This is a genomic window from Hahella sp. CR1 (assembly GCF_029813005.1).
In the GTDB taxonomy this organism is placed as follows: Bacteria; Pseudomonadota; Gammaproteobacteria; order Pseudomonadales; family Oleiphilaceae; genus Hahella.
In genome coordinates, this window is record NZ_JAPELK010000008.1 from 1 (window position 1) to 25,863 (window position 25,863).

The 25,863-nt window shown below is 53.2% G+C and carries 28 protein-coding genes and 1 other RNA gene; 8 read left to right on the top strand and 21 right to left on the bottom strand.

The window, feature by feature from the left end; genetic code table 11:
- The first annotated feature begins 290 nt into the window (after positions 1 to 290).
- Positions 291 to 1,484 carry a glycosyltransferase family 4 protein gene (locus ONV78_RS18960; RefSeq protein ID WP_279505502.1) on the top strand — a complete coding sequence of 398 codons (1,194 nt, stop codon included), beginning with the start codon at positions 291 to 293 and terminating at the stop codon, positions 1,482 to 1,484.
- Here the strand turns inward: ONV78_RS18960 and ONV78_RS18965 are convergent.
- From ONV78_RS18965 to lpxL, 4 genes are read right to left on the bottom strand one after another with little or no spacing between them, the layout of a single operon-like run.
- Positions 1,481 to 2,455: a hypothetical protein gene (locus ONV78_RS18965; RefSeq protein ID WP_279505504.1), complete on the bottom strand. Its 975-nt coding sequence runs from the start codon at positions 2,453 to 2,455 to the stop codon at positions 1,481 to 1,483. The genes ONV78_RS18960 and ONV78_RS18965 overlap by 4 nt on opposite strands.
- 4 nt (positions 2,456 to 2,459) lie before the next feature.
- Positions 2,460 to 3,608: a glycosyltransferase family 4 protein gene (locus tag ONV78_RS18970; RefSeq protein ID WP_279505505.1), complete on the bottom strand. Its 1,149-nt coding sequence runs from the start codon at positions 3,606 to 3,608 to the stop codon at positions 2,460 to 2,462.
- Positions 3,605 to 4,711: a putative lipopolysaccharide heptosyltransferase III gene (gene rfaQ / locus ONV78_RS18975; protein ID WP_279505506.1), complete on the bottom strand. Its 1,107-nt coding sequence runs from the start codon at positions 4,709 to 4,711 to the stop codon at positions 3,605 to 3,607. Before rfaQ ends, ONV78_RS18970 begins: the two co-directional genes overlap by 4 nt.
- The gene (gene lpxL / locus ONV78_RS18980) at positions 4,698 to 5,630 is read right to left on the bottom strand and encodes an LpxL/LpxP family Kdo(2)-lipid IV(A) lauroyl/palmitoleoyl acyltransferase (protein WP_279505508.1); all 933 of its coding nucleotides are present in this window, start codon (positions 5,628 to 5,630) and stop codon (positions 4,698 to 4,700) included. Before lpxL ends, rfaQ begins: the two co-directional genes overlap by 14 nt.
- Before the next feature lie 178 nt (positions 5,631 to 5,808).
- Here lpxL and hldE point away from each other — a divergent pair, with 178 nt between their 5' ends.
- On the top strand, positions 5,809 to 7,242 hold the full coding sequence (hldE, locus tag ONV78_RS18985) for a bifunctional D-glycero-beta-D-manno-heptose-7-phosphate kinase/D-glycero-beta-D-manno-heptose 1-phosphate adenylyltransferase HldE (protein ID WP_216737954.1): 1,434 nt from the start codon (positions 5,809 to 5,811) through the stop codon (positions 7,240 to 7,242).
- Positions 7,243 to 7,319: 77 nt separating this feature from the next.
- Here the strand turns inward: hldE and ppa are convergent, their stop codons facing one another.
- The 3 genes from ppa to rpiA all read right to left on the bottom strand — a co-directional run bounded on the left by ppa (position 7,320) and on the right by rpiA (position 9,961).
- Positions 7,320 to 7,847, bottom strand: coding sequence for an inorganic diphosphatase (ppa, locus tag ONV78_RS18990; protein WP_216737953.1), 528 nt, complete (start codon positions 7,845 to 7,847; stop codon positions 7,320 to 7,322).
- Between the two features lie 87 nt (positions 7,848 to 7,934).
- A complete protein-coding gene (locus ONV78_RS18995) occupies positions 7,935 to 9,065 on the bottom strand; it encodes an acyl-CoA dehydrogenase family protein (protein WP_279505512.1) in 1,131 nt (376 codons plus the stop codon).
- A 218-nt stretch (positions 9,066 to 9,283) separates the two neighbouring features.
- On the bottom strand, positions 9,284 to 9,961 hold the full coding sequence (rpiA, locus tag ONV78_RS19000) for a ribose-5-phosphate isomerase RpiA (RefSeq protein ID WP_279505514.1): 678 nt from the start codon (positions 9,959 to 9,961) through the stop codon (positions 9,284 to 9,286).
- 121 nt (positions 9,962 to 10,082) lie between these two features.
- Between rpiA and ilvA the strand changes: the two genes are divergently transcribed.
- Positions 10,083 to 11,600, top strand: a complete 1,518-nt coding sequence (gene ilvA / locus ONV78_RS19005; protein WP_279505517.1) for a threonine ammonia-lyase, biosynthetic — start codon at positions 10,083 to 10,085, stop codon at positions 11,598 to 11,600.
- Between the two features lie 349 nt (positions 11,601 to 11,949).
- Here the strand turns inward: ilvA and ONV78_RS19010 are convergent, their stop codons facing one another.
- From ONV78_RS19010 to ONV78_RS19025, 4 genes are all read right to left on the bottom strand, one after another.
- The gene (locus tag ONV78_RS19010; protein WP_279505519.1) at positions 11,950 to 12,549 is read right to left on the bottom strand and encodes a 5-formyltetrahydrofolate cyclo-ligase; all 600 of its coding nucleotides are present in this window, start codon (positions 12,547 to 12,549) and stop codon (positions 11,950 to 11,952) included.
- A 12-nt stretch (positions 12,550 to 12,561) separates the two neighbouring features.
- A non-coding RNA gene (gene ssrS, locus ONV78_RS19015) (6S RNA) lies at positions 12,562 to 12,744 on the bottom strand.
- 102 nt (positions 12,745 to 12,846) lie between these two features.
- On the bottom strand, positions 12,847 to 13,134 hold the full coding sequence (locus ONV78_RS19020; RefSeq protein WP_127973401.1) for a cell division protein ZapA: 288 nt from the start codon (positions 13,132 to 13,134) through the stop codon (positions 12,847 to 12,849).
- Positions 13,134 to 13,340 carry a TIGR02449 family protein gene (locus tag ONV78_RS19025; RefSeq protein WP_011395022.1) on the bottom strand — a complete coding sequence of 69 codons (207 nt, stop codon included), beginning with the start codon at positions 13,338 to 13,340 and terminating at the stop codon, positions 13,134 to 13,136. Before ONV78_RS19025 ends, ONV78_RS19020 begins: the two co-directional genes overlap by 1 nt.
- A gap of 447 nt (positions 13,341 to 13,787) precedes the next feature.
- Between ONV78_RS19025 and ONV78_RS19030 the strand changes: the two genes are divergently transcribed.
- Genes ONV78_RS19030 through ONV78_RS19045 form a run of 4 tightly spaced genes read left to right on the top strand, consistent with a single transcriptional unit; the run spans position 13,788 to position 18,221 of the window.
- Positions 13,788 to 14,351, top strand: a complete 564-nt coding sequence (locus ONV78_RS19030) for a UPF0149 family protein (RefSeq protein ID WP_127973400.1) — start codon at positions 13,788 to 13,790, stop codon at positions 14,349 to 14,351.
- Positions 14,352 to 14,387: 36 nt separating this feature from the next.
- Positions 14,388 to 15,752 (top strand): Xaa-Pro aminopeptidase, encoded by a 1,365-nt coding sequence (gene pepP, locus ONV78_RS19035; protein ID WP_216737947.1) that lies wholly within the window; start codon positions 14,388 to 14,390, stop codon positions 15,750 to 15,752.
- The gene (ubiH, locus tag ONV78_RS19040) at positions 15,749 to 16,984 is read left to right on the top strand and encodes a 2-octaprenyl-6-methoxyphenyl hydroxylase (RefSeq protein ID WP_279505524.1); all 1,236 of its coding nucleotides are present in this window, start codon (positions 15,749 to 15,751) and stop codon (positions 16,982 to 16,984) included. The genes pepP and ubiH overlap by 4 nt, the downstream gene beginning before the upstream one ends.
- Before the next feature lie 34 nt (positions 16,985 to 17,018).
- Positions 17,019 to 18,221, top strand: a complete 1,203-nt coding sequence (locus ONV78_RS19045; protein ID WP_279505525.1) for an FAD-dependent monooxygenase — start codon at positions 17,019 to 17,021, stop codon at positions 18,219 to 18,221.
- A gap of 64 nt (positions 18,222 to 18,285) precedes the next feature.
- Here ONV78_RS19045 and ONV78_RS19050 read toward each other — a convergent pair whose 3' ends face one another.
- The 9 genes from ONV78_RS19050 to ubiE all read right to left on the bottom strand — a co-directional run bounded on the left by ONV78_RS19050 (position 18,286) and on the right by ubiE (position 24,459).
- Positions 18,286 to 18,993: a 16S rRNA (uracil(1498)-N(3))-methyltransferase gene (locus ONV78_RS19050; RefSeq protein WP_279505527.1), complete on the bottom strand. Its 708-nt coding sequence runs from the start codon at positions 18,991 to 18,993 to the stop codon at positions 18,286 to 18,288.
- Positions 18,994 to 19,015: 22 nt separating this feature from the next.
- A complete protein-coding gene (gene tatC / locus ONV78_RS19055) occupies positions 19,016 to 19,795 on the bottom strand; it encodes a twin-arginine translocase subunit TatC (protein WP_253938449.1) in 780 nt (259 codons plus the stop codon).
- Positions 19,782 to 20,192, bottom strand: a complete 411-nt coding sequence (tatB, locus tag ONV78_RS19060) for a Sec-independent protein translocase protein TatB (protein WP_279505531.1) — start codon at positions 20,190 to 20,192, stop codon at positions 19,782 to 19,784. Before tatB ends, tatC begins: the two co-directional genes overlap by 14 nt.
- A 24-nt stretch (positions 20,193 to 20,216) precedes the next feature.
- Positions 20,217 to 20,459 carry a Sec-independent protein translocase subunit TatA gene (tatA, locus tag ONV78_RS19065; RefSeq protein ID WP_216737942.1) on the bottom strand — a complete coding sequence of 81 codons (243 nt, stop codon included), beginning with the start codon at positions 20,457 to 20,459 and terminating at the stop codon, positions 20,217 to 20,219.
- Positions 20,460 to 20,540: 81 nt separating this feature from the next.
- Complete coding sequence (locus ONV78_RS19070; protein ID WP_127973395.1) at positions 20,541 to 20,873, bottom strand: phosphoribosyl-ATP diphosphatase; 333 nt, start codon at positions 20,871 to 20,873, stop codon at positions 20,541 to 20,543.
- Positions 20,874 to 20,982: 109 nt separating this feature from the next.
- Positions 20,983 to 21,372, bottom strand: coding sequence for a phosphoribosyl-AMP cyclohydrolase (gene hisI / locus ONV78_RS19075; protein WP_127973394.1), 390 nt, complete (start codon positions 21,370 to 21,372; stop codon positions 20,983 to 20,985).
- A 66-nt stretch (positions 21,373 to 21,438) separates the two neighbouring features.
- The gene (gene ubiB, locus ONV78_RS19080) at positions 21,439 to 23,079 is read right to left on the bottom strand and encodes a ubiquinone biosynthesis regulatory protein kinase UbiB (RefSeq protein WP_127973393.1); all 1,641 of its coding nucleotides are present in this window, start codon (positions 23,077 to 23,079) and stop codon (positions 21,439 to 21,441) included.
- A complete protein-coding gene (locus ONV78_RS19085; protein WP_279505534.1) occupies positions 23,076 to 23,708 on the bottom strand; it encodes an SCP2 sterol-binding domain-containing protein in 633 nt (210 codons plus the stop codon). The genes ubiB and ONV78_RS19085 overlap by 4 nt, the downstream gene beginning before the upstream one ends.
- 1 nt (position 23,709) lies before the next feature.
- The gene (gene ubiE, locus ONV78_RS19090) at positions 23,710 to 24,459 is read right to left on the bottom strand and encodes a bifunctional demethylmenaquinone methyltransferase/2-methoxy-6-polyprenyl-1,4-benzoquinol methylase UbiE (RefSeq protein ID WP_279505535.1); all 750 of its coding nucleotides are present in this window, start codon (positions 24,457 to 24,459) and stop codon (positions 23,710 to 23,712) included.
- Positions 24,460 to 24,616: 157 nt separating this feature from the next.
- On the opposite strand from ubiE, the gene ONV78_RS19095 reads away from it, so the two are divergent.
- The gene (locus ONV78_RS19095; protein ID WP_127973390.1) at positions 24,617 to 24,898 is read left to right on the top strand and encodes a polyhydroxyalkanoic acid system family protein; all 282 of its coding nucleotides are present in this window, start codon (positions 24,617 to 24,619) and stop codon (positions 24,896 to 24,898) included.
- Positions 24,899 to 24,924: 26 nt separating this feature from the next.
- Here the strand turns inward: ONV78_RS19095 and ONV78_RS19100 are convergent, their stop codons facing one another.
- A complete protein-coding gene (locus tag ONV78_RS19100; protein ID WP_279505537.1) occupies positions 24,925 to 25,680 on the bottom strand; it encodes a hypothetical protein in 756 nt (251 codons plus the stop codon).
- Between the last annotated feature and the right edge of the window lie 183 nt (positions 25,681 to 25,863).

The window sequence follows — 25,863 nt, forward strand, 5'->3', positions numbered from 1 at the left end:
TGCCTGAAATTTAACGCCAGGCCGGAAAAATAAAGTGGCCTTATCCCTTCTGCAAACCAATCCCCAAACTCAGTGAAAGTCCCGCGAGGGCGACTCCAGACTCTCCAGATGTGGCATCAGACCTTTCTGTACCTTTTATGCTAACTCTCTACAATTAGTGACAACGTTAGTCTGGCCAAGTGGTTTTTGTTAATAAACAATGAATGCTTTGGTATGTATAATGCCGAGCCCTGTTATATCTAGTAGGGCGTTGTGTTTTTAATTGGCTATTTGGAAAGGCCCACTTCTTAATGAGAATACTACACCTAATAAACCTTGATAATGTTGGTGGCGTTGAAAGGTTATTCTGTGAGTTTATAAGCCACACGAACCCAACTGACGTAACAAACTTGGTTTTAGCGGATAGTAAAAACATTGCGCCTTTATTGAAGCCAGCTGTTAAGCGCTTTTCCAAGCAAATATCTTTTTATAAACATTGGGGGAAACTGAAAATCCCTAAGAAGCCAGTAAGTCTTAGATTGAGGCATCGTCGTCGGTGTATTCATGAGTCTAAGCCGGATCTGGTGCTTATCTGGAATCAACTTTCAGATATCCAACAAGGCGACATCCCACAGGGCGTGCCTGTGGTGTACTACGAGCACGGTATGGCTTGGTATTCCCATAACCCATTGAAAGAGAAAAACTTCTTTCCACAAGTGGACGGATATATAGCGGCCTCTTATGCTGCAAAGAGAATGCTGGAACTTAAGTATAGCGTTGGTGAGAGAATTGACGTTTGCTTGAATCCTATCCGTAATGCATGTTTGGAATACCCACAAAAAGCGAAACTGGATGATAAGGACAGGCCTTTTGTTATTGGCGTTGCATGTAGATTGGTTGCGTTAAAGGCGGTCAATATAGGCATATACGCGCTGAAGGAAATACTGGATAGAGGAGTTCCGTGCGAATTAAGGATTGCCGGAGCTGGGCCTATGCGAGAAAACTTAGAGGCGCTAGCAGTGAAGCTGGGCGTGAAGGCGTCTGTGTCGTTCCTGGGTTTGGTGGATGATATGGACAACTTCTACAGAGGCATAGATTGCCTGTTGTCGACCTCCATTCATGAAACATTTAGCTTGGTTAGCGCGGAAGCAATGGCTGCGGGCTGTCCAGCAATCGTTGGTAAAGTTGATGGGCTGCCTGAGGTTGTGAAGGACGGAGTAACAGGCTTCTGTTTGCCTCCCACCCTTTGTAAGGAAGAGTATTTGAAAATGGAGGCGTCAAGTCCTCATCTACCGCCGCAAATATATGATGTGGATGCGGATAAGATCGTTCCGCCTAAGCTATTAGCTCCGGCGGAAATCGCCGAAGCTGTTCAGAAGCTGGCTCAATCTAATGAGCTCTATCAACAAATGAGCGCTGAGGCTCAAAAATGGACTCGAAGCCAATTCCAATTTGAGCGATATATGTCCGAGATGATGTCGGCGCTACGTTCTTATTGTTCTTAGTTGTTTGCGCCGAACTGTTTGGCGTACTCCGTCAATGTGGCTCCGCGATAACGCCCATTGGCGGCTTTAAATAATTCTGTAAGATCGCGATATAAAGCTTCGATAGACTCTTTCGTTTTAAAAGTCGGGCTGCCCCCAGGCATGAACTCAGATGAGTGCAGTATAAACTCGACATATGGACGTTGGTTTTGCTGTGCTTCGTCTAGTACTCGCAACATATTTTTAAGGTTGTTTCCTGTTGGTCTCAACCAGATTGTCGCATCCTCTTTCTCGCGGCCTTTGAGTTTGTTAATCGCTTTGCGGCACTGACTGATGAACTTTGAGTATTTTGGGAGGATGCTTACAGGCAACTCCAGTAGGGCGGAATCTCCTTTTTTGCGGATATCGCTTAGATCGAGATAGTAAGGAGCATCTGGAAATCCGCGATAGTCTGTTCCCCCTTGTTGCTTGGGGTCTCCTAGATTCTTGCGCCAACTGACGCCTGGGGTGACAGAGCAATCCACTAAGTAGCCATGCTTGGCCAGCGTCTGCGCATAGAACTCGTTAAACGCCCACCTTCCTGCTCGATGGCTAGTCATTTTGCTGGAGAAAGTGTCTTCCAGGAGCTTGGTCAGATAGTCAACTTTCTGTTCTATGAGCGCTTCTGGATATTCAATTAGATAAGGCAGGTAGCGATAGTCGTCCTCCGTCAGACTTTCCTCTGGCGGGCTATTCCAGGCATGAAGATGCATGCCGATCTCAGCCGTATCTCGTTCAAGGCAGTCTTTTGCGAACTCAATATATTGGTCGGATATCGCCATTTCATAGTTGGTCAGGTAAGTCGGCTTGAGGGCAAAACGTTCGCACAACTCCTGAAATCTTAGGAGGAAACCTGCGTTTTTTGTTTCAATCTGGCGGGGGCTGGACCAGATATTATCGCCCTCTGTGTCAATAGTTATCAAAAAGGCGGGTTTAGTCTCGGCTGATTGCATTCTATTATTCCATGCTGCCGTTTACCGGGAGTAAACGTTTATATAAGTCGGTTAATTGTTGACCCATACGCTCCGGGCTATATGGTTCAATAGCGTTGCGTGCTGCAGCGCCAAGGCTAAGCCTGTGAGGCTGGTCGAGAAGTTTGAGGATTGCGCTCGCACAGCCGTCAGAGTCTAATGCGTCGACAACGTAGCCACTCTCACCTTGTTTAATCAATTCTGCGCCACCGCACTGCTTGGATGTGATCACGGGTAAGGCGCAAGCCATTGCTTCAAATATGACGTTAGGAAAGGGGTCGTATAGGGCAGGTAAAATAAGGGCGTCGGCGGCGGCGTAATAGGGAATGACCTCTTTTTTTACCCCTGCGAAATGTACACGCCCGTTCAGGCTCAGTTTATTTGCTTGTGATCGATATGCCCTCTCATGCTTATCTCCGCCGACTACGATCAAGTGTGCCTGAGGCGAAGTTTGAGCAAGAGCGGTAATAGCAGTAGCTAAGCCCTTCCTTTCAAACCCTGATCCAACGAATATTAAGGCCGTAGCCTCTGTTGGAATGCCCAACTGTTGGCGAATTTTGGCGCGGTGTGGCGCACAAGCTTGAGGCGAGAACTGTTCTGCGTTGACTCCGTTGTAGATAACATGGATGTTGGCTTCTGGAAAGTTGAAATAACGGATGATTTCCTCTTTCACCATATGAGAGTTACAAATGACCGCGCGTAACCGGGATGATGCGAACAGGCGCTTTTCACTTTCTAATACATAGCGATGGTAAGGGCTTAGCTCTAACCATCTTTGCTTAACCTTCGACAGTATCCGTTTGCGTTGTTCCAACCAGGATCGGTGTACGCCGTCGCCCGCGCGGTAGATGTCACAGCAGGGCATGCGCTCGTGGGACTGTACAAGGTCAAAGTCGTGCCCTGCAACTTGAGCGCAGACAGCATTAGCAAAGCGTCTTTCTCGGGATATGCGTCCCCACTTGGGAGGGTTGCAGGTGATGACTTTGACGTTGCTGGCTTGTCCTTCCCATTTTCGGGTAAGTACGGTCAGCTCCAGGTTTTGTGCGCCGAGAGCATCCAGCGCCCGGCTTATGAATCTTTCCGCTCCGCCGTCAGGCCGGTATTTCTGTCTGATTATCGCCAATTTGATCGTCATGACGTCAGGCGCTCCACGGCATTCAGAGCTTGCTCAACCTGTATCTGTGACAGACATTCACTTCGCCAGCCATCGCCGCATCCGGCAAGGTCGCATGGGCGGCAAGGGTGATTTGACGATAAAATTACGTGCTTGTTTAGCCAGGGAGACCACTCTCGCTCGTTGCTGGGACCAAATAGGGCTACACACGGAGTTTGAGTTGCTGAAGCAATGTGCATCGGAACGGAGTCTACGCCGATGAACAACTTTGCATGCTGTATCAGGGCGATCAACTCTTTGAGCGTCAGAGACCCGCTGAAGTTGATGACGGGATGAACCAGGCGCTCCAGAATATCCTCCATCATGCGCATTTCATCCCCGCTCGGGGCTGCACTAAGAACAATGGTATGTCCCTTCTCCTGTAAACGATTGATTAGGGCCGCCATTTTATCTACATCCCAACTTTTAAAAAGCCAGCGGGAAGTAGGGTGTATGTGGATGTACTCGCCTGCTGTCGCTCCCTGTTCCGCCAAGCGATCAAGGACTGCGTGTTCTGCTGAATCGCCTGCGACAGCGGTCAGGCGTCGTTCTTCATCACTTGGATACAGGCCTATTCTGCGTAGTGCGTCGAGGTGTTTCTCAACGGTATGGCGATGTTTTGCGTTTACTGGGTAGTGATGAGTGAATGTCTTTTTCCAAAGTTTTCCTGGACGTCGGGCGTAGATCTGACAGACGGAAAACCTGGGCTTGAGCAGTCGAGTCAACAACATGCCGCGCCAATGTTCAGTTAGGTGAATCACCAAGTCGTACTGACGTTGCTTGAGCTGACTAATCAGTCCCCACTCTGCTTCAAGTTGACGTCGAACGCCCAGCTTCTTCCACCCTCTGTCAATCAAGTGCAGTTGCGATATTGCTGGGTGAAGACTCAACATGTCCTGAGTATCTTTGTATACCAGACCGTCCACCTCAAGATGAGGATATTGTGCTTTTAACGCGGTAAAAACAGGAGAGCTCAGCAGGACGTCACCGTGGTGGCGAAGTTTGATGACAAGAACTCGCTTGATTTCGGAAAAGTCCACCGCATCCTTCAGTAGGAGGCTTGGAATGATATTACTTGCCGCCATAATGCGAATGATTCTCCCTGTTCTCCTCAGTCTTAAACCGCCGATGCATCCACAGGTATTGGGCTGGATAGCGGCGGATGGCGTTTTCTATCGCCAGATTAGTGGCGGTGGCGTCTGCAAGGTCGTCGCCGGATGGGTAGTCAGAAAGCGCTGGCTCGAAGTAGACGTCGTAGCCGCCGTTTTCGTTACGGAAGTGACTGAAGGGGACGACGGGCGCTCCGGTTTTTTGTGCGATGCGTGATGTTGTGGTGATCGTTGCCGCCGGAACATTAAAAAATGGCGCGAATACGCTGCCGCGACTGCCGTAATCCTGGTCTGTGGCATACCAGATTGTACCGCCGGATTTCAGGTGGCGGATGAGGCCGCGCAAGTCGTCTTTGCTCAATACGGGATGGCAAAATTTTCTACGGGCGCGGGTCATCACCATGTTGAACAGGGGATTATCGTGGTCCCGTTGCATGCTGGCTGCGCTGGAATAAATATCAAATAATGCGCCGCCAAGATCCAGCGTCGTGAAGTGGCCGCCTAATAGAATAACACCTTTGCCTTTCGCCTGCGCCGCTTGCAGGTTTTCCAGACCGTGCGCCTTGGTGATGGAGCGAAAGCGCTCTTTTCCAGTAAACCAGGCGGAAGCGGCTTCAAAATAGCCAATAGCGTTGTTGTCAAAGGCGGACTTTACCAGAGTCTGCTTCTGGGCTGAGGTAAGTTCTGGAAAACACAATTTAATATTAACCTCAGCGATTTTGCGTCGCTTGGGTAGTAAATAGTAGGCTGCGCGGCCCATCAGAGTTCCGAGGGCGCGCTGAAAGGCCAACGGCGTATGGGCGATCAGCCATAGTAAAGCGATCCCAAGCCAGGTTGGCCAATAACGGGGGTGAATAAAGTCTGAGTAGGTCAGATCGCGTTTCTCTTCGGACACTTAGCGGCGTTCCCAAAACAAAAGAAGCGCATTTTAGCCCGATCCCGCCCGGCTCTCCAGTTTGTCTAGCCAGTTGACGGAGCGGTAAGGTGCTGTGGGGGAGGGAGGCGTGCTAATATTGCGGCGCGATCCTTCCATCGCAAACAGATAAATGAAGGTTTCAGTTTTGAGGACGGGCATGCAGATACAGCTTCCAATGTTTCAGAATTCACGAGTCGTAGTGGTTGGCGACGTTATGCTGGACCGCTACTGGTACGGCGCGACATCAAGGATTTCTCCTGAAGCGCCGGTGCCCGTCGTCAAAGTGGAGCAGTTGGAAGACCGGCCTGGCGGCGCAGCTAACGTGGCCTTGAACATCGCTGCGCTGGGCAGTGCGGCGGTAATTTTGGGGGTAACGGGTAAAGATGAAGCTGCGCAGTCACTGGCGGCGCGAATGGAATCCGCTGGCATATTGGCGGATTTTCAGGAGCACGAGACTCTACCTACCATCACCAAGCTGCGGGTGGTCAGCCGTCATCAGCAGTTGATTCGCATGGATTTCGAAGAGAGCTTCGCTGGCGTTCCGCAGGAGCCGCTGGAAAAGAAAGTCGCAGGCCAGTTAGCCGGCGCAGGGGCTTTGATTTTGTCCGATTATGGCAAGGGCGCCTTACGCGATCCACAAGCTTTTATTCAATTGGCGCGAAGCAAACAAATCCCCGTGTTGGTCGACCCTAAGGGCAGTGACTTCGAGAAGTATCGCGGCGCAACCTTGATCACGCCTAACCTATCTGAATTTGAAGCAGTGGTAGGGCATTGTGCAAGCGAGGCGGAACTGGTTCAGCGAGGCTTAAAGCTGGTTGAAGAGCTGGAGCTTGAAGCGTTGCTGGTGACGCGCAGTGAACAGGGGATGACCCTGTTGAGAGCGGGACGACCCGAGCTGCATTTGCCTGCCCAGGCGAAAGAAGTCTTCGATGTTACTGGCGCAGGCGATACGGTTATCTCCGTGCTTGCGGCCGCCTTGGCGGCAGGCAGTGAAATGGGGCAAGCGGTGGCGCTGGCCAATATTGCCGCCGGCATTGTTGTGGGCAAACTAGGTACGGCGTCAGTTAGCGCGCCGGAATTGCGTCGAGCGGTGCAGCAGGAACAAGGCGCTGGGCGTGGCGCGATGACGGTTGAGCAATTAAAGGTGGCGTTGGACGACGCACGCGCCCATGGCGAGAAAATTGTCTTCACAAACGGGTGTTTCGATATTATTCACGCTGGCCATGTGGGATATCTGGATCAGGCGCGAAAGTTGGGGGACCGATTGGTCGTTGCCATTAACAGCGACGCCTCTGTGAGCCGTTTGAAAGGACCCGCGCGCCCGATTAACCCCCTCGAACGCAGAATGGCCGTGCTCGCTGGGCTGGAAGCAGTGGACTGGGTGACCTGGTATGAAGATGACACGCCAGAGCGTTTATTGGAGATTCTGAAGCCGGATATCCTGGTGAAAGGCGGCGACTACAGCAAAGAACAAGTTGTCGGTTGGGAGATCGTCGAAGGATATGGTGGAGAGGTTCGAGCGTTGGACTTTCTGGATAACTGTTCAACCACCGCCATCGTTGAAAAGATTCGCAAGGATCAGGACAAGTAGTCGCTCCGCATTGTGACGGCCTGCTTTAAGGAAGGGGAATGACTGGCGACGCAGAAGCGTCGCCGAGTCCGCATCAGTTAACCTTTGTAGGCCGCCGCTGCGTCTTGAATCGCCTTACGGGCTGCTTCGCGGTCCGCCCATCCAGCAATTTTCACCCACTTGCCTTCTTCAAGATCCTTGTAGTTCTCAAAGAAATGCTCGATCTGCTTGATCAGCAATTCAGGCAGGTCAGTCGGCTCGTTGACGTTTTTGTACAGCGGAGTCAGCTTGGAGTGAGGAACCGCCAGCAGCTTGGCGTCTTCGCCAGCTTCGTCAGTCATGTTCAACACACCGATTGGACGGCAGCGGATCACTGCGCCTGGCTGGATCGGGTAGGGCGCAACAACCAACACATCCAGCGGGTCGCCGTCGTCAGACAGCGTGTGAGGAATAAAGCCGTAGTTGCAGGGATAGAACATGGGCGTGGCCATGAAACGGTCGACAACGACCGCACCGGAGTCTTTGTCGATTTCGTATTTAATCGGGCTGCTTTGCGCAGGAATTTCGATTACGACGTTAATGTCGTCTGGCAGTTCTTTACCTGCGGAAATATTGTCAAAGTTCATAATCTGTACTTTCCATTCTATTAAAAAGCTGGGCAGCAAATTATAGGAGCTTTGCCCCGCTAAAACCAATAAGGCGTCTGTCCGAGCTTAGAGACCGAGTTGCTTGGCGATAATCTCGTTCATGATTTCGGTGGAGCCGCCGCCAATGCTGAGTATGCGGGCGTCTCTGTACAGCCGCTCCACTACGGACTCGCGCATGTAGCCCATGCCGCCATGAATCTGTACGGCGGCGTCTGTTACCTCTTGGGCGGCCTGAGAACAAAAGTTCTTCGCCATGGCGACTTCTTTGATCGGGTTGTCGCCGTTTTGTATGCGTTGAGCAATATTCAATGTGTAGTTGCGAGCGATCTCGACCTGTGTCGCCATTTCGACCAGGCGATGCTTGATAACCTGAAACTTGGCGATTTTTCTACCAAATGCGTCGCGCTGACGGGCGTAGCTCAATGCCTGCTCATAAGCGATTTGCGCGGTCATATAGCCCATAATGGAAAGCGCCAGACGCTCCATCAAGAAGTTACTCATGATGGCGATGAAGCCGCTGTTCTCCGGACCGATGAGATTTTCAGCCGGAACAAGGCAGTCATTAAAAAACAGCTCTGCTGTATCGCTCGCCCACCAGCCCATCTTTTTCAGGGGTTGGCCCGTGCTAAATCCCTCTCGCTCTCGCTCCACCAAAATCAGGCTGATGCCCGCGTGGCCTTCGCCGCCGGTGCGTACGGCCACCGTGTAGAAGTCCGCCCGATGGCCGCTGGTGATGAATGTTTTGGAGCCATTTATACGATAGGCGTCACCCTCTCGTACGGCGCGAGTTTGCAGATTGGCGACATCGGAACCTCCGCCAGGCTCTGTAATGGCGAGCGCGGCGATTTTTTCGCCCTGGAGCACAGGTGGAATCACTTTATCCTGCAGTATAGAGCTGCCCCAACGGGCAATGGGCGGCAAGGCGATATCCAATGACCCCAGGCTGGCGACAAATCCGCCAGAAGTGCTGCGCATGAGCTCTTCGCTGACAGCGACCTTCATCAATATATCGCTTTCGCCGGAGCCCCCCCACTTTTCATTGAAGCCAACGCCCAGTACGCCGGCCTCTCCCGCCAGACGATAGATCTCCCGAGGAAACGAGCCAGCTTCTTCCCACTCCTGAATATAAGGCGCGACATGTTGTTTGATGAATGCGGCGGTTGTGCGCCGCGCCATTTGATGAGTCTCGTTGAACATGCGCCAATCCCTTATCTAGTTGTTATCAGGGCTCAGATTATCGATCAATTAAAAGCCAAGCAAGCGCTTGTTTTTTGATTGAGGGAGAGAGGAGAGAATAGGGGGGATTCTGAAAAATGGGTAAACACCGAATCCTGAGAGGATTTTGAAAGATGCTTTGGTCGACTGGAGGCGGGAGAGATAAATGGCGCGATCCTGGGAGCGCGCCAGATTCTCAATCAGTCGTTGGCTTTGATGGTCTTTACGCCTTCCTGCGATCCCAGCAGGAGTACGTCAGCAGGGCGCATGGCGAACAGGCCGTTGGTGACCACGCCAGTGATTTGATTGATCTGCTGCTCCAGTTTTACTGGCTCCAGAATGCGCAGATTGAACACGTCGAGGATAATATTGCCATTGTCCGTCACACAGCCTTCTCGATAGACCGGGTCGCCGCCCAGCTTCACCAGCTCCCTGGCCACATAGCTGCGCGCCATGGGGATGACTTCTATCGGCAGTGGGAAGTCGCCGAGCACGTCGACCCATTTGGATTCGTCGGCGATACAGATAAAGGTTTTAGCGTTGGCGGCGACGATTTTCTCGCGAGTCAATGCCGCTCCGCCGCCCTTGATCAGCTCCAGGCGCGGGTTGGTTTCGTCAGCGCCGTCAATGTAGAACTCCAGGCCGGAAACGGCGTTAAGTTCATAGACGGGAATGTTGTACTTCTTCAAACGTTCGGCGGAAGCCTCTGAGCTGGCGACCGCGCCCTCGAACTGCGTTCTTACTTCCGCCAAGGCGTCGATAAAATAGTTGGCCGTGGAGCCTGTCCCGATACCAAGAATGGTATCTGTCTGCAGATGGGGTTTGATGTATTCCAGCGCCGCTTTTGCGACTGCCTGCTTTAATTCGTCCTGGTTCATAAGCCCGCCCTCAAAAATTTGGGAATTATAGACCTCGCATTCCATCAATAGTAGACGTTGGGTCCGTAATGCCGATATTATTTGGCGCTTAATTCCGCTAGCGATTTAGTAAGTTCCCATCATGCCCCACCGATATATAAAAAAGATCCTGGACGCCAAAGTCTATGATGTTGCGATAGAGTCTCCTTTGGAGTCGGCCCACCTGCTGAGCCACAGGTTCAATAATCATATTTTATTGAAGCGTGAGGACCTGCAGCCTGTTTTTTCTTTTAAGTTACGCGGCGCTTATAACAAGCTGGCGCAACTTTCCGCGATTGCTAAAGAAAAAGGCGTGATTGCGGCGTCTGCGGGCAACCACGCCCAAGGGCTGGCGCTGGCTGCGCAAAAGTTGGGCGTCAAAGCGACTATCGTGATGCCGCAAACCACGCCGGAAATCAAAGTGAATTCCGTGCGGGCCAAGGGCGCGAAAGTGGTGCTGAAAGGGGACGCCTTTGACGAAGCAGCGGCGCATGCGCAAACGCTGGTCAAAGAAAAAGGCTACATCTATATACCTCCTTACGACGACGAAGAGGTGATTGCGGGTCAGGGCACGGTGGGCATGGAGATTATGTGGCAACACACGTCTCCTATTCATGCAGTGTTCGTTCCTGTTGGCGGCGGTGGTTTGATCGCGGGCGTCGCCGCCTACATCAAGTACTTGCGTCCGGATGTCAAAGTCATAGGCGTAGAGCCGGAAGACTCCAACTGTCTCCATGCTGCATTGAAGGCGGGCAAACGGGTGACATTGCCGGAAGTCGGCATCTTCGCCGATGGCGTCGCCGTCAAACAGATCGGCAAGGCGCCATGGGAAGTGTGTCGTCAGTATGTGGATGAAGTCGTTCTGGTCTCCACAGACGAAATCTGCGCAGGCATTAAAGATGTCTTCGAGGATACCCGCTCTATCGCTGAGCCAGCTGGCGCATTGGCGATTGCCGGTCTGAAGAAGTACGTGGCGAGAGAAAAAATTCAGGACCAAAACCTGATAGCCATTGTAAGCGGCGCGAACATGAACTTCGACCGCCTGGGTTATATCACTGAGCGCACTGAAGTCGGTGAGGAGCGCGAGGCGATTCTTGCGGTGAGAATTCCAGAGCGCCCAGGTAGTTATAAGCGTTTCATCCAGGCGTTAAGTCGCCGTAATATCACCGAGTTTAACTACCGTTACTGTGATGCGACGGAAGCGCAGATCTTTGTTGGCGTTCAGATCAGCTCTGGTCTGGAAGAGCGCAAAGAGTTGGTTGGCGCACTGGAGGAAAAAGGTTACTCGGTGCTTGATCTCACTGATAACGAAGTCGCCAAAATGCACATCCGCCACATGGTGGGAGGGCATTCGCCAGCGTTAACCAACGAGAAGGTTTTCCGTTTTGAATTTCCGGAGCGTCCCGGGGCGTTGATGAAGTTCCTCATGGCTTTTGGCGCTCGCTGGAATATCACCATGTTTCATTATCGTAATCATGGCGCCGCTTATAGTCGTGTTTTAATGGGCGCGCAGGTGAACGATGACGAAATGGCGGAGTTCCGGAAAATGCTGGATACCGTTGGTTTCCGGTATTGGGAGGAGACCAATAATCCTGCCTATAAACTGTTTCTAGGCGCCTGATAATTAAGAGGTTTTAATATAAAGGCAGAAACGGTCACACTATTGCGTTTTAAAGCTTTGATTTAAATCAGGCAGGAGTTACAATACTTTTCTATAATTTCAAGTTAAGACAATTACCTATTTGTCTGATTTATAAAATTAAAAAAACGCCAATGAAAATTAGGGGGATGCATGAAGCGCAAGCCTGACGTCATGCTTACGCTTGTGATCGTATTTTGCCTTGGGTTGGTCGTCAGCGGCTTCACAACCTTTGGCCACAAGGAAGCACGTACGTCGCCCACATATGTTTCCGTCGCTGGCGAGGACGTTAATTAGTCCCTGTCTTCCTGACGATTCGAAAAAAGCCCTGTTAACGCAGGGCTTTTTTGTTTCTGAAGCGGTGCAACTGCTGATCCGTAGCGACGGCAGACAGTGGAATATCCCAGGGTTCGTGGGGCAACTCTGGAAGTTGCTGGAAGTGATGAGCGAACCCAATCAATTTCGGCCTTTTGATAATGACTCGGCGGTCAGCAAAGGTGCGATCGTAATAACCCCCGCCCATTCCCAATCGGTTCCCCTGCTTATCAAACGCGACTAATGGAAAGCACACCACATCCAATGACCAGGGTGGAACTCTTTTCGCTCCCCGCAGCACAGGTTCAGGAATGCCGTACTTATTGGGCTTGAGCCTGGCGCCGGGCTGATACCGAACGAACCATAACCGGTTGTGGTAGAGCGGGTGTAACACGGGAAGATAACAGGCTTTCTTTCTACGCCACAGGCGCTGAATCGTTGGAAGCGGATTAATTTCCCCGTCGTTGGCGAGATATAGACCCCAACGGGCGCTGCGACTGAGATGGATGGCTGAGTTGAGTGACTTTCGCAAGCCGGAGGCGGCGGTGCGTTGTTGGGCGGGTGTCAGCGCTCTGCGTTTTTTGCGCATGGCGCGACGAATAGACGCTTTATTCATAGCAGAAAAAGTAAACTCCCCGAGACAGCCGCTGTCTGACGTGGCCCTTGAACCCTTTGGTTCAAGGAGGTAACCGCTGGAATGAATTAGGCTTTCCCTTCAAGAGGGACTTGCACACATCACTCGCAGGAGGTAACCAATAATAAAATTCATCGGCTCGAGGACGTATCTGACTGGCGAGCAGTTCAGGGAGCTTGGGTCCTATTATAACGAAAAATGTAAAAAAAGCAGTGGGGTGAACCAGGAATATTCAATATTTTTTTCTTGTTTGATTGCGTAATTGTATGTTTTGTAAAGTTATTTATTTCTCAATGCGGCATCCAGCTTTTCATGAAGCGTGCTCAGGGTGGTAGAGACCTGCTCGGTCTTCTGTCCTTGCTGCATTAGATCATACGTCAGGTTCAGGGCGGCCATGACCGCAATTCTCTCGGTGCCGTAGACTTTTCCCGACGCACGGATTTCCTTCATTTTCTGATCCAGCGCCCGCGCAGCGTCTTCCAGTTGACGTTGCGCTTCCGGAGGACAGGCGACCAAGTACTCCTTGTCCAGAATAGTGACGGTGGCGGTATTGTTGGTGCGACTCATTAACGTTGCTCCAAAGCTTTCAAACGACTGATCATGGCCTCGATTTTGGAGCGGGCCAGATCGTTCTTCTGTAATAGTTGCATGCGTTCCTTTTGCCAGTCTTCCTGCAGCTGGCGTAGCGCCTGATTATCTGCTTCGAGCTGTTTGCACTTCTGTATCAGGCGGTCAATTTTATCGCTTAACTGCTGCAACTGAGAAACATCCATAAGTTTTTCCAGTGGTATTGCTAGGGTTCTTCAGGAAGAGTTTTCTAACATGCCTCGACTTATGACGGACGCAAATCAAAGCGGAAAAATGTTAGAAAACCAAACTGTAGGCGCATGGGCGTCCAATTAAATATAAGTCGCCGATGTAAGGGGGTCAACGTGCGCACCCGCGTGGCGATATAAGTGGGCGTCATGTTAGCATACACAGCATTATTCTGGCGTGAGTCGATCCTGATAAAGTTGACGTCAGAACCGTAAAAAACATGATGGCGAAAGCTTGAGCCGTCGCATATATATTCAATTGCGCCCGATGCGCTTTATTAAAGCAGAGCGGGCGTTTTTGCCAAATGAATTCTATTTAATAAGGTTACGCCATTCGCCGTTGCAAGCGACATTGGCGAAACCTTTGGAAGCGGGCGGTTTCCGCCCGATTGGAGAGTTAAACGAATGTCCCAACCCTACCATGCCCTGCAACAACTATTAAACCGCATCGACGCAGACGCCACTCCAGCAGGGGTTCACGGTCTCTGGTGCGGAAGAATGGCGGCGGGAGATCGGGCGCAGGATAACGACTGGTGGAGCTATACGCAGCGTTTCGCCGGCAGCGTCAATGCGATTGAAGAAAACCTGCAAGCGGCTTTCAAAGCCGTATACGGCTACGCGGAAGCGGCGCTGATGCAGGATAATATGAGCTTTCAGCCCTGGTTGCCTGAAGACGCCGTGGAATGTTCGTTGCGCGTTGCGGCGCTGGCGGACTGGTGCAGAGGGTTCGTCGAGGGGCTGACGTCTGTCTTGGGCAGCGGATTATCCTCCTGCTCGGCGGATGTTCAGGAAATTCTTCAGGATCTGGTGGATATCGGCGAAGTGGACCCGGAAGTAGATGGCGATGAGCAGGATGAAAGAGAACTGCTGGAGCTGACTGAGTTTGTGAAAGTAGCGGCATTGAATGTGCTGCAGGAACTTACCGCTGCTAAAAAGAACGCCGCCCCGGAAAAGAAAACGCTACATTAACGGTCCAAGGACAAGGCCCGCCGGCAGTTTGTACGGATGTGCGCCATATTACGGATAACTAAAAGTTTAAGAGAGATAGACGTGCAAGCATTATCGATTCGTGAATATCAGAAACGTCGGCGCCACCTGCTTGATGTGATGACGCCCAACAGCATCGCCATTCTGCCCGCTGCGCCAATTCGCATACGCAATCGTGACTCGGAATATCCCTACCGTCAGAGCAGCGATTTCCATTACCTCAGCGGGTTTGCGGAACCGGACGCAGTGATGGTGCTGATCCCGGAGCGCGAGCACGGCGAATCCATTTTGTTTTGCAAAGAAAAGAATCCGGACTACGAGCGCTGGAATGGCAAGTTGGCGGGACAGGAAGGGGCGATCGAACACTATCTCTTTGATGACGCCTTCCCCATCGACGATGTTGATGAAATTCTACCGGGCTTGCTGGAAGGTAAGCAGCGGGTTTACTACTCCATGGGACTGGATGAAAAGTTTGATCGCAGGGTCATGGAATGGATCAATGTCATTCGCAGCAAGATCAAGAATGGCGCGCACCCCCCCGGAGAGTTCGTGGCGCTGGAGCATACGTTGCACGACATGCGCCTGTTCAAGTCTTCCGCTGAAGTCAAAATCATGAAGCAGGCGGCGCGCATCAGCGCCGAGGCGCATAACGAAGCCATGCGCATCTGCAAGCCTGGAATGTATGAGTATCAGCTTGAAGCCGCCATTCAGCACGTATTTCTGCGTGAAGGCTCACGGGCGCAGGCGTACAACTGTATTGTCGGCGGCGGCGAGAATGCTTGTATTCTTCATTACGTCACCAATAACGACAAACTGAAGAGCGGAGATCTGGTATTGATCGACGCAGGCTGTGAGCTGGATTGCTATGCGTCCGATATCACGCGGACCTTCCCGGTCTCCGGACAATTCAGCGCCGAGCAACGCACTATTTATGAAATCGTGCTCGCGTCCCAGGAAGCGGCCATCAAAGAAGTTCGTCCCGGTCGCCATTGGAACCAGCCGCACGAAGCGGCTTTGAAAGTGATTACCGAGGGGCTGCGTGAGATCGGTCTGCTCAAAGGCGAGCTGAATGAACTGATTGAAACCGAGGCCTACAAGAAATTCTTTATGCACCGCACGGGTCATTGGCTGGGGCTGGATGTCCATGATGTCGGCGACTACAAAGTCGGCGGCGAATGGCGAGTGTTGGAGCCTGGTATGGCGTTGACGGTCGAGCCAGGTATTTATATCGCGCCGGAACTGGAAGATGTCGATCCACGCTGGAAAGGCATTGGCGTTCGTATCGAAGACGATGTAATCGTAACCAAGCAGGGCGGTGAGGTCATTACCTCGGGTACGCCGAAGAAAGTCGATGAAATTGAGGCCTTGATGCGGGGTAAATGATGACCCGTCACTACGATATCGTTATCGTCGGCGGAGGTCTGGTCGGCGCAACTCTGGCTTTGGCCTTGCAGCAGTCTTCCCGGCGTCGCTTTCAAGTGGCGCTGGTAGAGGCGCACTCCTTGCAGACCTCGTCTGAGGGGCCCTTTACACCCAGTTTCGATGTGCGCTCCACGGCGTTGTCTCACGGCTCTCGCCTCCTTTATGAGCGTATGGGGGTATGGCCCGCCATGGCTCCCTACGCCGGAGGCATCAGCACTATCCATGTGTCCGAACAGGGCAAATGGGGCGCGACTCGTCTGCAGGCTAAGGAACAGGGTCTCGATGCTTTTGGCTATGTGGTTCCCAATGCGGCCATCGGACGCAGTCTCGTTGCCTCGTTAGAGGGATGGGCGGACTTAACCGTACTGGCGCCCGCAGAGGCTGTGTCTGCGCAGAGCTGTCCTGAGGGAATGACGGTGCGTCTGCGGGAAGGGGAGCATGAGAGGGATATCGTCGGAAGATTGCTTGTGCTTGCTGACGGAGGACGCTCCAGTCTGGCGGAGGACTTTGGCGTCGCCAGCCATCGCGTGGACTATGGCCAACATGCGCTGGTGGTCAACGTGGGCCTTTCCCGTTCACATGACAATATCGCGTATGAGCGCTTCATTGATGGCGGCGCCGTCGCCTTTTTGCCGCTGGCGTCTGCGCGTAATGATCGCATGGCGGTGGTCTGGACTGTGCCGAGTAATCGCTTGCAGGGGCTGCTATCTCTGGAAAAGGCCAGTTTCGCCGAGGCGCTGCAGTCTCAGATCGGCTATCGCATAGGACGTATTGTCCAGGTCGGCGATATCAATCATTACCCGCTTACGCTGCAAACCGCTCAGGAGCAGGTTCGAGAAGGACTGGTGCTGCTGGGGAATTCGGCGCATACGCTGCACCCTGTGGCGGGGCAGGGATATAACCTGTCTTTGAGGGATGCGCTGCATTTGGCGGAAGTGCTGAATGAGGCGGTCACCAGTGAAGAATTGGGTGGGCTGCCGATACTCAACAAGTACCTGGCGCGCCAGCAGGCGGACCAGAAACGCACTGTGACGGCCAGTGATGGGCTGATCAAATTATTTGGCGAAAAGTCCGCCTGGCTGGAAAGCGTCAGGCAGTTTGGCTTGATTAGTCTGAATCTGGCGCCTGCGGCGAAGCGTCGGTTCGCTGAGTACGCCATGGGCGTCGCTGAGCGCGCGCCGCAATGGCGTTGATTATTCGGAGTCTGCAAAGTAGAGGCTGCCTATTGTGAAGACACAATTTCCTGTCGCCGTCGTTGGCGGCGGCATGGTTGGCGCGGCGATCGCATTGGGGTTGTCTGCGCTGGATATAGAAGTGGCCCTGATCGATCCAGGTGGGCTAAACACGGCGACGCCTCCTAAGTGCAATGACGCGCATAGCTTCGATCCACGTGTCAGCGCTCTGACGCTGGCAAGTGAGAAACTGTTGCGCGAGCAGAATGTCTGGGCGGAGATAGAGCCATATTGCCTGCGCTACACCGATATGGACGTTTGGGATAGCGGAGGAAGCGGTCGGATAGTGTTTTCCTCGGCTGAAGTGTACGAAAGCAGCTTGGGGTTGATCGTCGAAAACCGTGTGGTGACCTCGGCTTTGCATCGACGTATTGCTGAACGCTCTAACATCCACGTCATTAAAGATCAGGTGCGGGCGTTGAAGCCGGAGGCTTCGGGTTACTCCCTCGACACCGGGAGCGGCGAGACGGTTTCTTGCCGAATGCTGGTTGGCGCGGATGGCGCTCTGTCACGTATTCGTCAGTGGTTGAGCATCCCGACTCGGGAATGGGATTACGGCCAGCAGGCGATTGTTGCGACGATAACAACCGCCCGCCCTCATCAGTTCACAGCCCGGCAGCGTTTTCTGCCTACAGGCCCGTTGGCTTTGCTGCCTTTACTGGATCAGGATCAGAACTACCGTTGTTCGTCTATTGTCTGGTCGGCGGATTCTGTGGAAGCGGACAGATTAATGGAGCTGGACGACGCCAGCTTCAAAGCGGCTCTATTCGACGCCTCCGAGCAGGCGTTGGGGGAAGTGGCCGATATCAGTCGACGCTTTGCTTTCCCGCTCAGGCAGAGACACGCTAAGCGTTACTTTGATGGTGGCGCGGTGCTTATCGGCGATGCGGCGCATACTATTCACCCCTTGGCGGGGCAAGGCGTCAATCTAGGATTTGAAGATGTCGCCGCCTTGCTTGATGAGGCGCGGCGCGCCTTGGGGCGGGGCATTCCTCTGGGACACGAGGAAATGTTGCGACGCTACCAGCGGCGGCGGCAGGCTGGGAATCTCTCCATGATGACGTTGATGGAAGCCTTCAAGCGCGGCTTCGGACATCCCTCTCCCATGATTGCCGGAGTACGGAACGCTGGATTGACGCTGGTGAATAAAACGCCACTCATCAAAAAAGAACTGATTCGTCAGGCGATGGGGGTCTAACGTTAGAGATGGCGGCGAGTCCGTGGCGGCGACGGTTTTCTGATAGCGCTCGCCGCCGTGCGATTTAAAGGTATAGCTTGCCGATCAGCGCGGGAATAACCGTTTCTACGCGAAGTATGCGCTTACCCAGGGTGAAGCCCTTAAAGCCGATTTCCTCCAGCTTTTTCACTTCATAAGGCGTAAAACCGCCTTCTGGACCTACCGCCAAAGTCAGTGGCCCGTTGACGTGTGGCGACTGCGCCTCGGAGGTGGGGTGCGCCACCCAGGCGTCGCTTCCAGCGATGATTTGCGGCAGCTCGTCTTCCACAAAGGGTTTGAACAGTTTGCGCATATGGATTTCTGGAAGCACAGTGTCCACTCCCTGCTCCAGACCCAAGAGGCTGTTTTCTCTCAGTGAGGCGGCCTCCAGCCAAGGGGTTTGCCAGTAGCTTTTTTCCACCTTGTAGGAGTTGATCAAGTAGATGCGTTTCACTCCCAGTGATACTGTGCTCTGAATCACTCTGCGCATCATCTTGGGGCGGGGTAACGCCAGGATCAGGGTCAGGTCCAATGGCGGCGGCGCTTCGGCGTTTAGAGTCACTTCCAGGCGCGCGCGCTCCTCGTTGATATCAAGTAAGCGAGCGGTTCCCATCTCTCCATTGATCTGGCCGACGCGGATATCGTCACCGGCCTGGGCTTTCAATACTTTGCGCAAATGCTCTGCGCGTCTGTCGGTGAGCGAGAGCTGACCGGACGCGGAAAGCTCTTCTGCGGAGAACAACAGGATATTCATAAAGTCAGAACTAAGTCGGGAATCAGGTATTGATGGATTCTGAGTTGGAATCCGCAGTTGGCTCCACCCAGCGGCTACATAAGACGCCGACTTCAAACAGCAGCCACATTGGCACCGCCAGTAAGGTCTGCGAAATAACGTCAGGGGGCGTCAACAACATGCCGATAATAAAGCAGATAACCACAATGTAAGGGCGTTTCTCCCGCAGGCTGGCCACGTTGGTAATGCCGACCTTGACCATCAACACGGTGGCGATAGGGATTTCGAAGGCGAAACCAAACGCGAAAAACAGCTTGAGAATGAAGTCCAAATATTTGTTGATGTCCGTCATCACCGTTACGCCTTCAGGGCTGGCGCTGGCGAAAAAGTTGAACGCCAGCGGAAACACCACGTAGTAGGCGAAGGCGACGCCCAGATAAAACAAGAGCACGCTGCTTACCAGAAGCGGGATCGCCAGCTTTTTCTCGTGCTTATACAGCGCGGGAGCGATGAAGGACCAGATCTGATAGAGAATGAACGGAATCATGAGAAAGATCGCCAACACCATGGTCAGCTTGAAGGGCGCCAGAAACGGCGACGCCACTTCGGTTGCGATCATGGTGGCCCCTTCCGGCATCGCCGCGCGCAGCGGTTTGGCCATATAGGCGTAGATTTCATTGCGAAACGCGTATAAGGGTAAGAACGCCACCAGCACAGCCAAAACGGAATGCAGCAAGCGGTTGCGCAGTTCAACCAGGTGATCAAATAACGGCAGTTCTTTATCTACGTTGTCGTCGCGCGGAGTCATTTCAGGAGCGGTCATGCTGCTTGGGGGCGTCGTCGGAATGGGAGTGGGATTCTACCGGTTGTGAGTCATGCCCGGAAGATGGCGTTTGGGGCGGGCTGGCTTTGGAGGACATCGGCGTAGCCGGGTTCTTCTCAACCATGTCCTCGTATTTCTTCGCTTCAGCCAGCGCATCGTTGACGGTTTGCTGGATTTTCTCCAAGCCAAGCGTATCGCCTTCTTTGCGCAGCCGTTCCCGCATTTCCTCGGCCTTTAACTGCCGGTCTATCTCAGAAGACATCTGACTGACCATACGGCGGATGCGACCTACCCACAAGCCGGTTTTGCGCGCGGCGTAAGGGAGGCGCTCCGGGCCCAGCACCAGAAGGCCAATGACCGCAACCAGCACGAGCTCTGGGAATCCGATATCGAACATAAGCTATGGGTCGTCCGATGTGGATCAGCTGTGTTTGGATTCAGTCTTCGCGTCGTTGCGCTCTACGGAACCTTCGATGGTGCGGCTCTCATTTTGCGACAGCTTCTTGGGCTCTTTGTCTTCCTCGGACTCGCCATCGCTCATGGCTTTTTTAAAGCCTTTCACCGCTCCGCCTAGATCGCCGCCAATGTTCTTCAGCTTTTTCGTACCGAATAGCAGCACGATGATTACCAGAACGATGAGTAGTTGCCACATGGATATGCCCATGATTGTGCTCCTTTGAAGTATTACTGCCTGATTACCAAATCCTACAAGTCCAGCGATAGCGCCGGTGCGGGCTGTCCGCGGTTATTTCTTGCCCCGTGAAGCTTTTTCCTCAAGACCCGAAATGTCAAAGCGCCGGGCCAGCTCCTGCATGATTTCCTGTGGACCGATGTTCAGGTGACTCAACATCACCAGGCTGTGAAACCACAGGTCCGCCGTTTCATAAATTACATTATGCGTTGAACCGTCCAGTTCCGCATCTTTGGCGGCGAGGATGGTTTCGGTGCATTCTTCGCCGACTTTCTCCAGAATTTTATTCAATCCCTTCGCATGTAGACTGGCGACGTAGGATGAATCCGGATCGGCCAGCTTGCGCTCTTCTAGCACTTTGCCGAGCTGGGTCAATATGTCGTTCATGTTGCGCTTTTCCAAGCCTCTGAAAACAAATTGTCTAAATCTTTATATCGCCTGCCGAGCCGTCACTTCACCAATCAATGAGAGAGTGAGGGACGCTGAGGGCGGGCGTTTATCCGTAGATATCTTTCGGATCTTTCTTAACCGGCGCGTTGACCTTCCACTCTTGTGCGTCAAGAGAACGGAAAAAACAGTTCTCACGCCCGGTATGACAAGCAATTCCACCAATTTGTTCAACTTTCAGTAGCAATGTGTCGCCGTCACAGTCCAGTAGAATATCTTTTACCTTCTGTACGTGCCCGGAGGTCTCGCCCTTATGCCAGAGTTTTTCCCGGGAGCGGGACCAATACACCGCTTCCTGTTTGGCTATCGTTGCAGACAACGCGTCTTCGTTCATCCACGCCATCATCAGCACGGTTCCAGTATCGTTGTCCTGGGCGATGACGGGGATAAGTCCGTCGTTATTCCACTTTATCGCGAGGCGCCAATTTTGCTCTGTCATTGTTACCGTTTTATTTCTTAAGTCGGAGGTTGTCACAAATTTGTAAACTGCACCCTTACTATCGCGCTATTTGGGGCGCATAAGCAAGTAAAGACCGGCGACGGCGAGTGTCACGGAGGGCCATGGCAGCTCCGTCAGGCGTAAGGGCTGATCGCCAATCGCCATGGCCGCAGCGGACGCCAGCACCAAACCCGCGAGCCAGAAGTCGCGCCGTTGCTGCTTATCCTTTTCAAACGCGCGACTCAAACTCGCCAGGCTATCCTGGTTAGCTTGGTTGTAGCGGTCCAGATGACGCAGCTGATCAAAGGCTTCGTACAGAATCTGCGGCAACTCAGGCGTCTGCTCAATCCAGTCCGGCGCATGTTGCTTAATGGCCTTTAGGAGCCCTGGCGGCGCGATGCGCTGTTTCATCCAGTTTTCTAGGAAAGGTTGCGCGGTGGACCACAGGTCCAGATCTGGATAAAGCTGGCGTCCCAGCCCTTCAATATTTAATAAGGTCTTCTGCAACAACACCAATTGCGGCTGCACTTCCATATCGAAACGGCGCGCTGTTTGAAATAACCGCACCAGGAACTGCCCGAAAGAAATGTCTTTTAGCGGACGCTCGAAGATCGGCTCGCAGACCGTGCGAATAGCGGCTTCGAATTCATTGACGCGAGTATGTCCCGGAACCCAGCCGGAGGAAATATGCAGCACCGCCACCTGACGATAATCGCGGCGGAAAAAGGCCAGCAGGTTTCTGGCTAAATAAGACTGGTCTTCCGGCGTCAATGTGCCGACGATACCGCAGTCGATTGCGATATAGCGGGGATTGGCGGGATTACTGACATCCACGAAAATGTTGCCGGGATGCATGTCGGCGTGGAAGAAACTGTCTCGGAACACCTGGGTGAAGAAAATTTCCACCCCACGCTCCGCTAACAACTTCATATTAACGTTGGCTTTGCGCAACTGCTCCACGTCCGCGATGGGAACGCCATAGATACGCTCCATGACCAGGACGCGGGAGTGAGTCATCTCCCAGTAGACTTCGGGGATATAGATCAGCTCGGAGCCGGCGAAATTGCGCTTGAGCTGGGACGTATTGGCGGCCTCCCGCTGCAGGTCCAGCTCGTCCAGAATCGTGTGCTCGTAATCGCGCACGACCTCGATTGGGTGTAGGCGCTTACCGTCTTCCCAGTAGTTTTCGACCAGTCGCGCCACCAACAGCATCAACGCTATATCGAGGCGAATGGTCTTTTCTATGTTGGGGCGGATAACTTTCACCACCACTTCCTTGCCGTTTTTCAAAGTGGCGGCGTGCACTTGTGCGATGGAGGCGGACGCCATCGGGTAAGTCTGGAAGTCGGCGAAGAGCTCTGAAATCGGGGACTTCAGCGACTCCTCGATGATCCGTACGGCTGAGTCGCTGGCGAAGGGGGGGACTTTGTCCTGCAAACGCTTGAGCTCGTCCGCCAGATCTTCCGGCAGCAAGTCTTTACGGGTGGAGAGTATCTGGCCGAATTTGACGAATATGGGGCCCAATTCTTCCAGCGCGCGTCTCAGGCGCTCGCCGCGGGGTATTTGCGGCTTGGGAAACAGACGCCAGGGCGCCAGCAAAAACAACAGGCGCAATGGCAGCGGCAATAAGGTCAACGGGGCGAACTCATCAAGCCGATAGCGGCAGATCACCCAGACGATTTGAATAAGGCGGTTAATTCTTCTCACTTATCAGTGTCTTTTACTGCGGGATTAAGTGCTTGTTGCAGGCGTTGCAGACGGGCTTCCAGACGATCGTAATCCATTCGGACGCGGTCGACCTCATCCGCCCAGTAGTTCATTTCATCTTTGCTTGGCGCGGTGCGGGCTTCATGGTGTACATACTCTTCCGCGTCACGGCGGAAGCTGTCGCCCACATGTTTCACCCAGCGACCGAAGCCTCGCAATCGTGTACCCAAAAAGTGGGCGGGCATATCGCCAAGATGCTCGGCCAGTTTGGCTTCCCAGTCCACTTCCAGATTGTTGGCGATGGCGGCGATGCGCTGCGCCAGGCCCATATCGCCCTGGATGTGGATGTTTTGCGCGCCTCCTTTGTTCTGTAAATAACTCAGGAAGTCGCCAGGGGAGCCCTGAATGATGAGATCGACGTCGCCGCCGGCTTCATCTGCAAAACGAGGGCGTTCGCCCAACCTGACGTATAGGGACAAGTTGAAAGGCGTTAACGATAACTGGGCCCACTTGCCGTCCAGCTCCGCCAGACGTGCTGCGGAACCGGCGTCGTAGCGAAGTATCTCCGCCGCGATGCGTTCCGCCGTCGCATTGAGGGCGGTGAGGAGAAGCGGGTCGAAGGCGCTCATATCAGGCTTTGACGCCGGTATGCAGCGCGACTACGCCGCTGGTGAGGTTGTAGTACTTGCACAAGCAGAGTCCGGCCTGCTCCATCATCGACTTGAGAGTTTCCTGGTCCGGGTGCATGCGGATGGACTCGGCGAGGTAGCGATAGCTTTCGCTGTCCTGCGCGACAAGACTGCCCATCAGTGGCAACGCGGAGAAGGAGTAAGCGTCGTAAGCTTTGGAGACAATGGGGTTGGTGGGCTTGGAGAACTCCAGCACCAGCAGGCGCCCGCCAGGACGCAGTACACGCTGCATTTCCCGCAGCGCTTGATCTTTGTCCGTCACATTGCGCAGACCGAAGGCGATGCTGACGCAATCAAAACTATTGTCGGGGAAGGGCAGCGCCTCGGCGTTGGCCTGCACAAATTCGATGTTGTCGCCGTAGCCGTGATCCAGCAGCTGGTTGCGGCCGACCTGCAGCATGGAGGCGTTAATGTCTGCAAGAACCACTTTGCCGGAAGGGCCGACCAGACGTGAGAACTTTTTGGTCAGGTCTCCGGTGCCGCCGGCGATGTCCAGTACCGATGCGCCGGTGCGGACTCCGCTTTTATCGATAGTGAAGCGTTTCCAGAGGCGGTGAATGCCCATCGACATGAGGTCGTTCATCAAGTCGTACTTGGCGGCGACCGAGTCGAACACTTTGGCCACATGGCTTTCTTTATCTGTGACCGGCACCTGTTTGTAACCGAAGTGGGTGGTGTCCCGCTCTGTCATTAGGTTGCTCCCGTAAAAATAATTGTGCGGTATTCTACCTGTGTCCCGGGGAAAGTCCTACCCGCGATTCACAGCCCAAGGCGGGATTTTTTTGCTTGATTTACATGACGAAAACCCATAAACAATAGCCTCCGCAATTAACCAAAGAGTTTTATAGATGTCAGTGATCGAACTCACCCGTGAACATAATCTTGATATGGATCATGCCGTGCAGGCGGCGGACGAACTGGCGCAGAGCCTGTCCGAGCGGTTCAGCGTCGACTATGAGTGGGAGGATAAAGTTCTGCGCTTTCATCGCAGCGGAGTTAAGGGGCAGCTGGAAGTGGCGGAAAGCCAGATTCATCTGCACATGGAATTGGGCTTCTTATTCCGTCCTTTCAAAGACCGCATTGAGCAGGAAATTCACAGCCACTTGGACGGGCTGCTGAAGAAAGCCTGATCATTCCGGCTTACGTCTCGTTATAGTCAGGCGTAAGCGCGCAGATTATCCGGCAGGGTGAAGGGAGAGTCCGCGTTAACCTGGATTTGTTCCAGGATGTGGCTTTCCCTCTGCATGATCACGCGCAATAACTGACTGACCCCGCCCATTTCCTTAAACGCCTTGAAGCCTCTGGACAGGAAGTTGTGCAACTGTCCCAGGCCCGCCATTTCCGCTGGACCTTCGGTAATTTTGAGGCTGAAGCTCACGAAGCGGCTTTTCACATACTTTTCCAGCTCATGGCCGGTTTTGTCGATGAGCGTGATCTGGCGACGCCGGGAGGCGAAATTATCGCAACGCCGGAAGGCCTCCGCATAGTTGTCCTCGGTGATACGTTCGACGCGCATTTCCCGCAATACGGTGGCGATATGCTCATCCAATTGTTGCGTGAGCAGGTTCAACTCAACCAGGTCGGCGATTGTATGCAGCGCGGAATCGGGAAGCAGTTTCACTATCACCGGAAACACCCTTTCCAGATCGGCGTCGCGGCGAGTGAATTCCTTGGGGGAGTATAGATCTTTCAGCAGGAAGTCTAACGCTTCGTGGTAGCGCTGATTGCTGTACAGGTCATTATGGGTTCTTTTGAGGCGATCCGCCTGCCAGTCGCATAGCCGATCAATGTCCTGCGCCAGGGGATGCTCGTCTCTCTGCAGGCGATAGTTGTGGTAGTCCAGCAGTAACTGTTGCAGGCGTCGGGCGTTGGCGGTTCTTGCGTTGACGCTTAACAGTTTCTCTTTGGACATGAGTGATCCCCGCCATTTGGCTTCAGAAAACAGTCTTTCGGCGTAAATGCGATGGCTCATCGCAACTTATGAATGATTGGCGGCAAGTTTACTAAAGATAGATTAGAAAAGCCTACCTAACTTTTTGTCGCGTTTCCGTGGTTTGTGATTGGTTACTCAGTTGTGAGGGCTTGGAGGAGGTCA

Excerpts from the sequence above, each read along its gene's own strand:
- ONV78_RS18960 (WP_279505502.1), top strand. The coding sequence starts at position 291 with ATGAGAATACTACACCTAATAAACCTTGATAATGTTGGTGGCGTTGAA.
- ONV78_RS18965 (WP_279505504.1), bottom strand. The coding sequence starts at position 2,455 with ATGCAATCAGCCGAGACTAAACCCGCCTTTTTGATAACTATTGACACA.
- ONV78_RS18970 (WP_279505505.1), bottom strand. The coding sequence starts at position 3,608 with ATGACGATCAAATTGGCGATAATCAGACAGAAATACCGGCCTGACGGC.
- rfaQ (WP_279505506.1), bottom strand. The coding sequence starts at position 4,711 with ATGGCGGCAAGTAATATCATTCCAAGCCTCCTACTGAAGGATGCGGTG.
- hldE (WP_216737954.1), top strand. The coding sequence starts at position 5,809 with ATGCAGATACAGCTTCCAATGTTTCAGAATTCACGAGTCGTAGTGGTT.
- ppa (WP_216737953.1), bottom strand. The coding sequence starts at position 7,847 with ATGAACTTTGACAATATTTCCGCAGGTAAAGAACTGCCAGACGACATT.
- ONV78_RS18995 (WP_279505512.1), bottom strand. The coding sequence starts at position 9,065 with ATGTTCAACGAGACTCATCAAATGGCGCGGCGCACAACCGCCGCATTC.
- rpiA (WP_279505514.1), bottom strand. The coding sequence starts at position 9,961 with ATGAACCAGGACGAATTAAAGCAGGCAGTCGCAAAAGCGGCGCTGGAA.
- ilvA (WP_279505517.1), top strand. The coding sequence starts at position 10,083 with ATGCCCCACCGATATATAAAAAAGATCCTGGACGCCAAAGTCTATGAT.
- ONV78_RS19010 (WP_279505519.1), bottom strand. The coding sequence starts at position 12,549 with ATGAATAAAGCGTCTATTCGTCGCGCCATGCGCAAAAAACGCAGAGCG.
- ONV78_RS19020 (WP_127973401.1), bottom strand. The coding sequence starts at position 13,134 with ATGAGTCGCACCAACAATACCGCCACCGTCACTATTCTGGACAAGGAG.
- ONV78_RS19025 (WP_011395022.1), bottom strand. The coding sequence starts at position 13,340 with ATGGATGTTTCTCAGTTGCAGCAGTTAAGCGATAAAATTGACCGCCTG.
- ONV78_RS19030 (WP_127973400.1), top strand. The coding sequence starts at position 13,788 with ATGTCCCAACCCTACCATGCCCTGCAACAACTATTAAACCGCATCGAC.
- pepP (WP_216737947.1), top strand. The coding sequence starts at position 14,388 with ATGTGCGCCATATTACGGATAACTAAAAGTTTAAGAGAGATAGACGTG.
- ubiH (WP_279505524.1), top strand. The coding sequence starts at position 15,749 with ATGATGACCCGTCACTACGATATCGTTATCGTCGGCGGAGGTCTGGTC.
- ONV78_RS19050 (WP_279505527.1), bottom strand. The coding sequence starts at position 18,993 with ATGAATATCCTGTTGTTCTCCGCAGAAGAGCTTTCCGCGTCCGGTCAG.
- tatC (WP_253938449.1), bottom strand. The coding sequence starts at position 19,795 with ATGACCGCTCCTGAAATGACTCCGCGCGACGACAACGTAGATAAAGAA.
- tatB (WP_279505531.1), bottom strand. The coding sequence starts at position 20,192 with ATGTTCGATATCGGATTCCCAGAGCTCGTGCTGGTTGCGGTCATTGGC.
- tatA (WP_216737942.1), bottom strand. The coding sequence starts at position 20,459 with ATGGGCATATCCATGTGGCAACTACTCATCGTTCTGGTAATCATCGTG.
- ONV78_RS19070 (WP_127973395.1), bottom strand. The coding sequence starts at position 20,873 with ATGAACGACATATTGACCCAGCTCGGCAAAGTGCTAGAAGAGCGCAAG.
- hisI (WP_127973394.1), bottom strand. The coding sequence starts at position 21,372 with ATGACAGAGCAAAATTGGCGCCTCGCGATAAAGTGGAATAACGACGGA.
- ONV78_RS19085 (WP_279505534.1), bottom strand. The coding sequence starts at position 23,708 with ATGAGCGCCTTCGACCCGCTTCTCCTCACCGCCCTCAATGCGACGGCG.
- ubiE (WP_279505535.1), bottom strand. The coding sequence starts at position 24,459 with ATGACAGAGCGGGACACCACCCACTTCGGTTACAAACAGGTGCCGGTC.
- ONV78_RS19095 (WP_127973390.1), top strand. The coding sequence starts at position 24,617 with ATGTCAGTGATCGAACTCACCCGTGAACATAATCTTGATATGGATCAT.
- ONV78_RS19100 (WP_279505537.1), bottom strand. The coding sequence starts at position 25,680 with ATGTCCAAAGAGAAACTGTTAAGCGTCAACGCAAGAACCGCCAACGCC.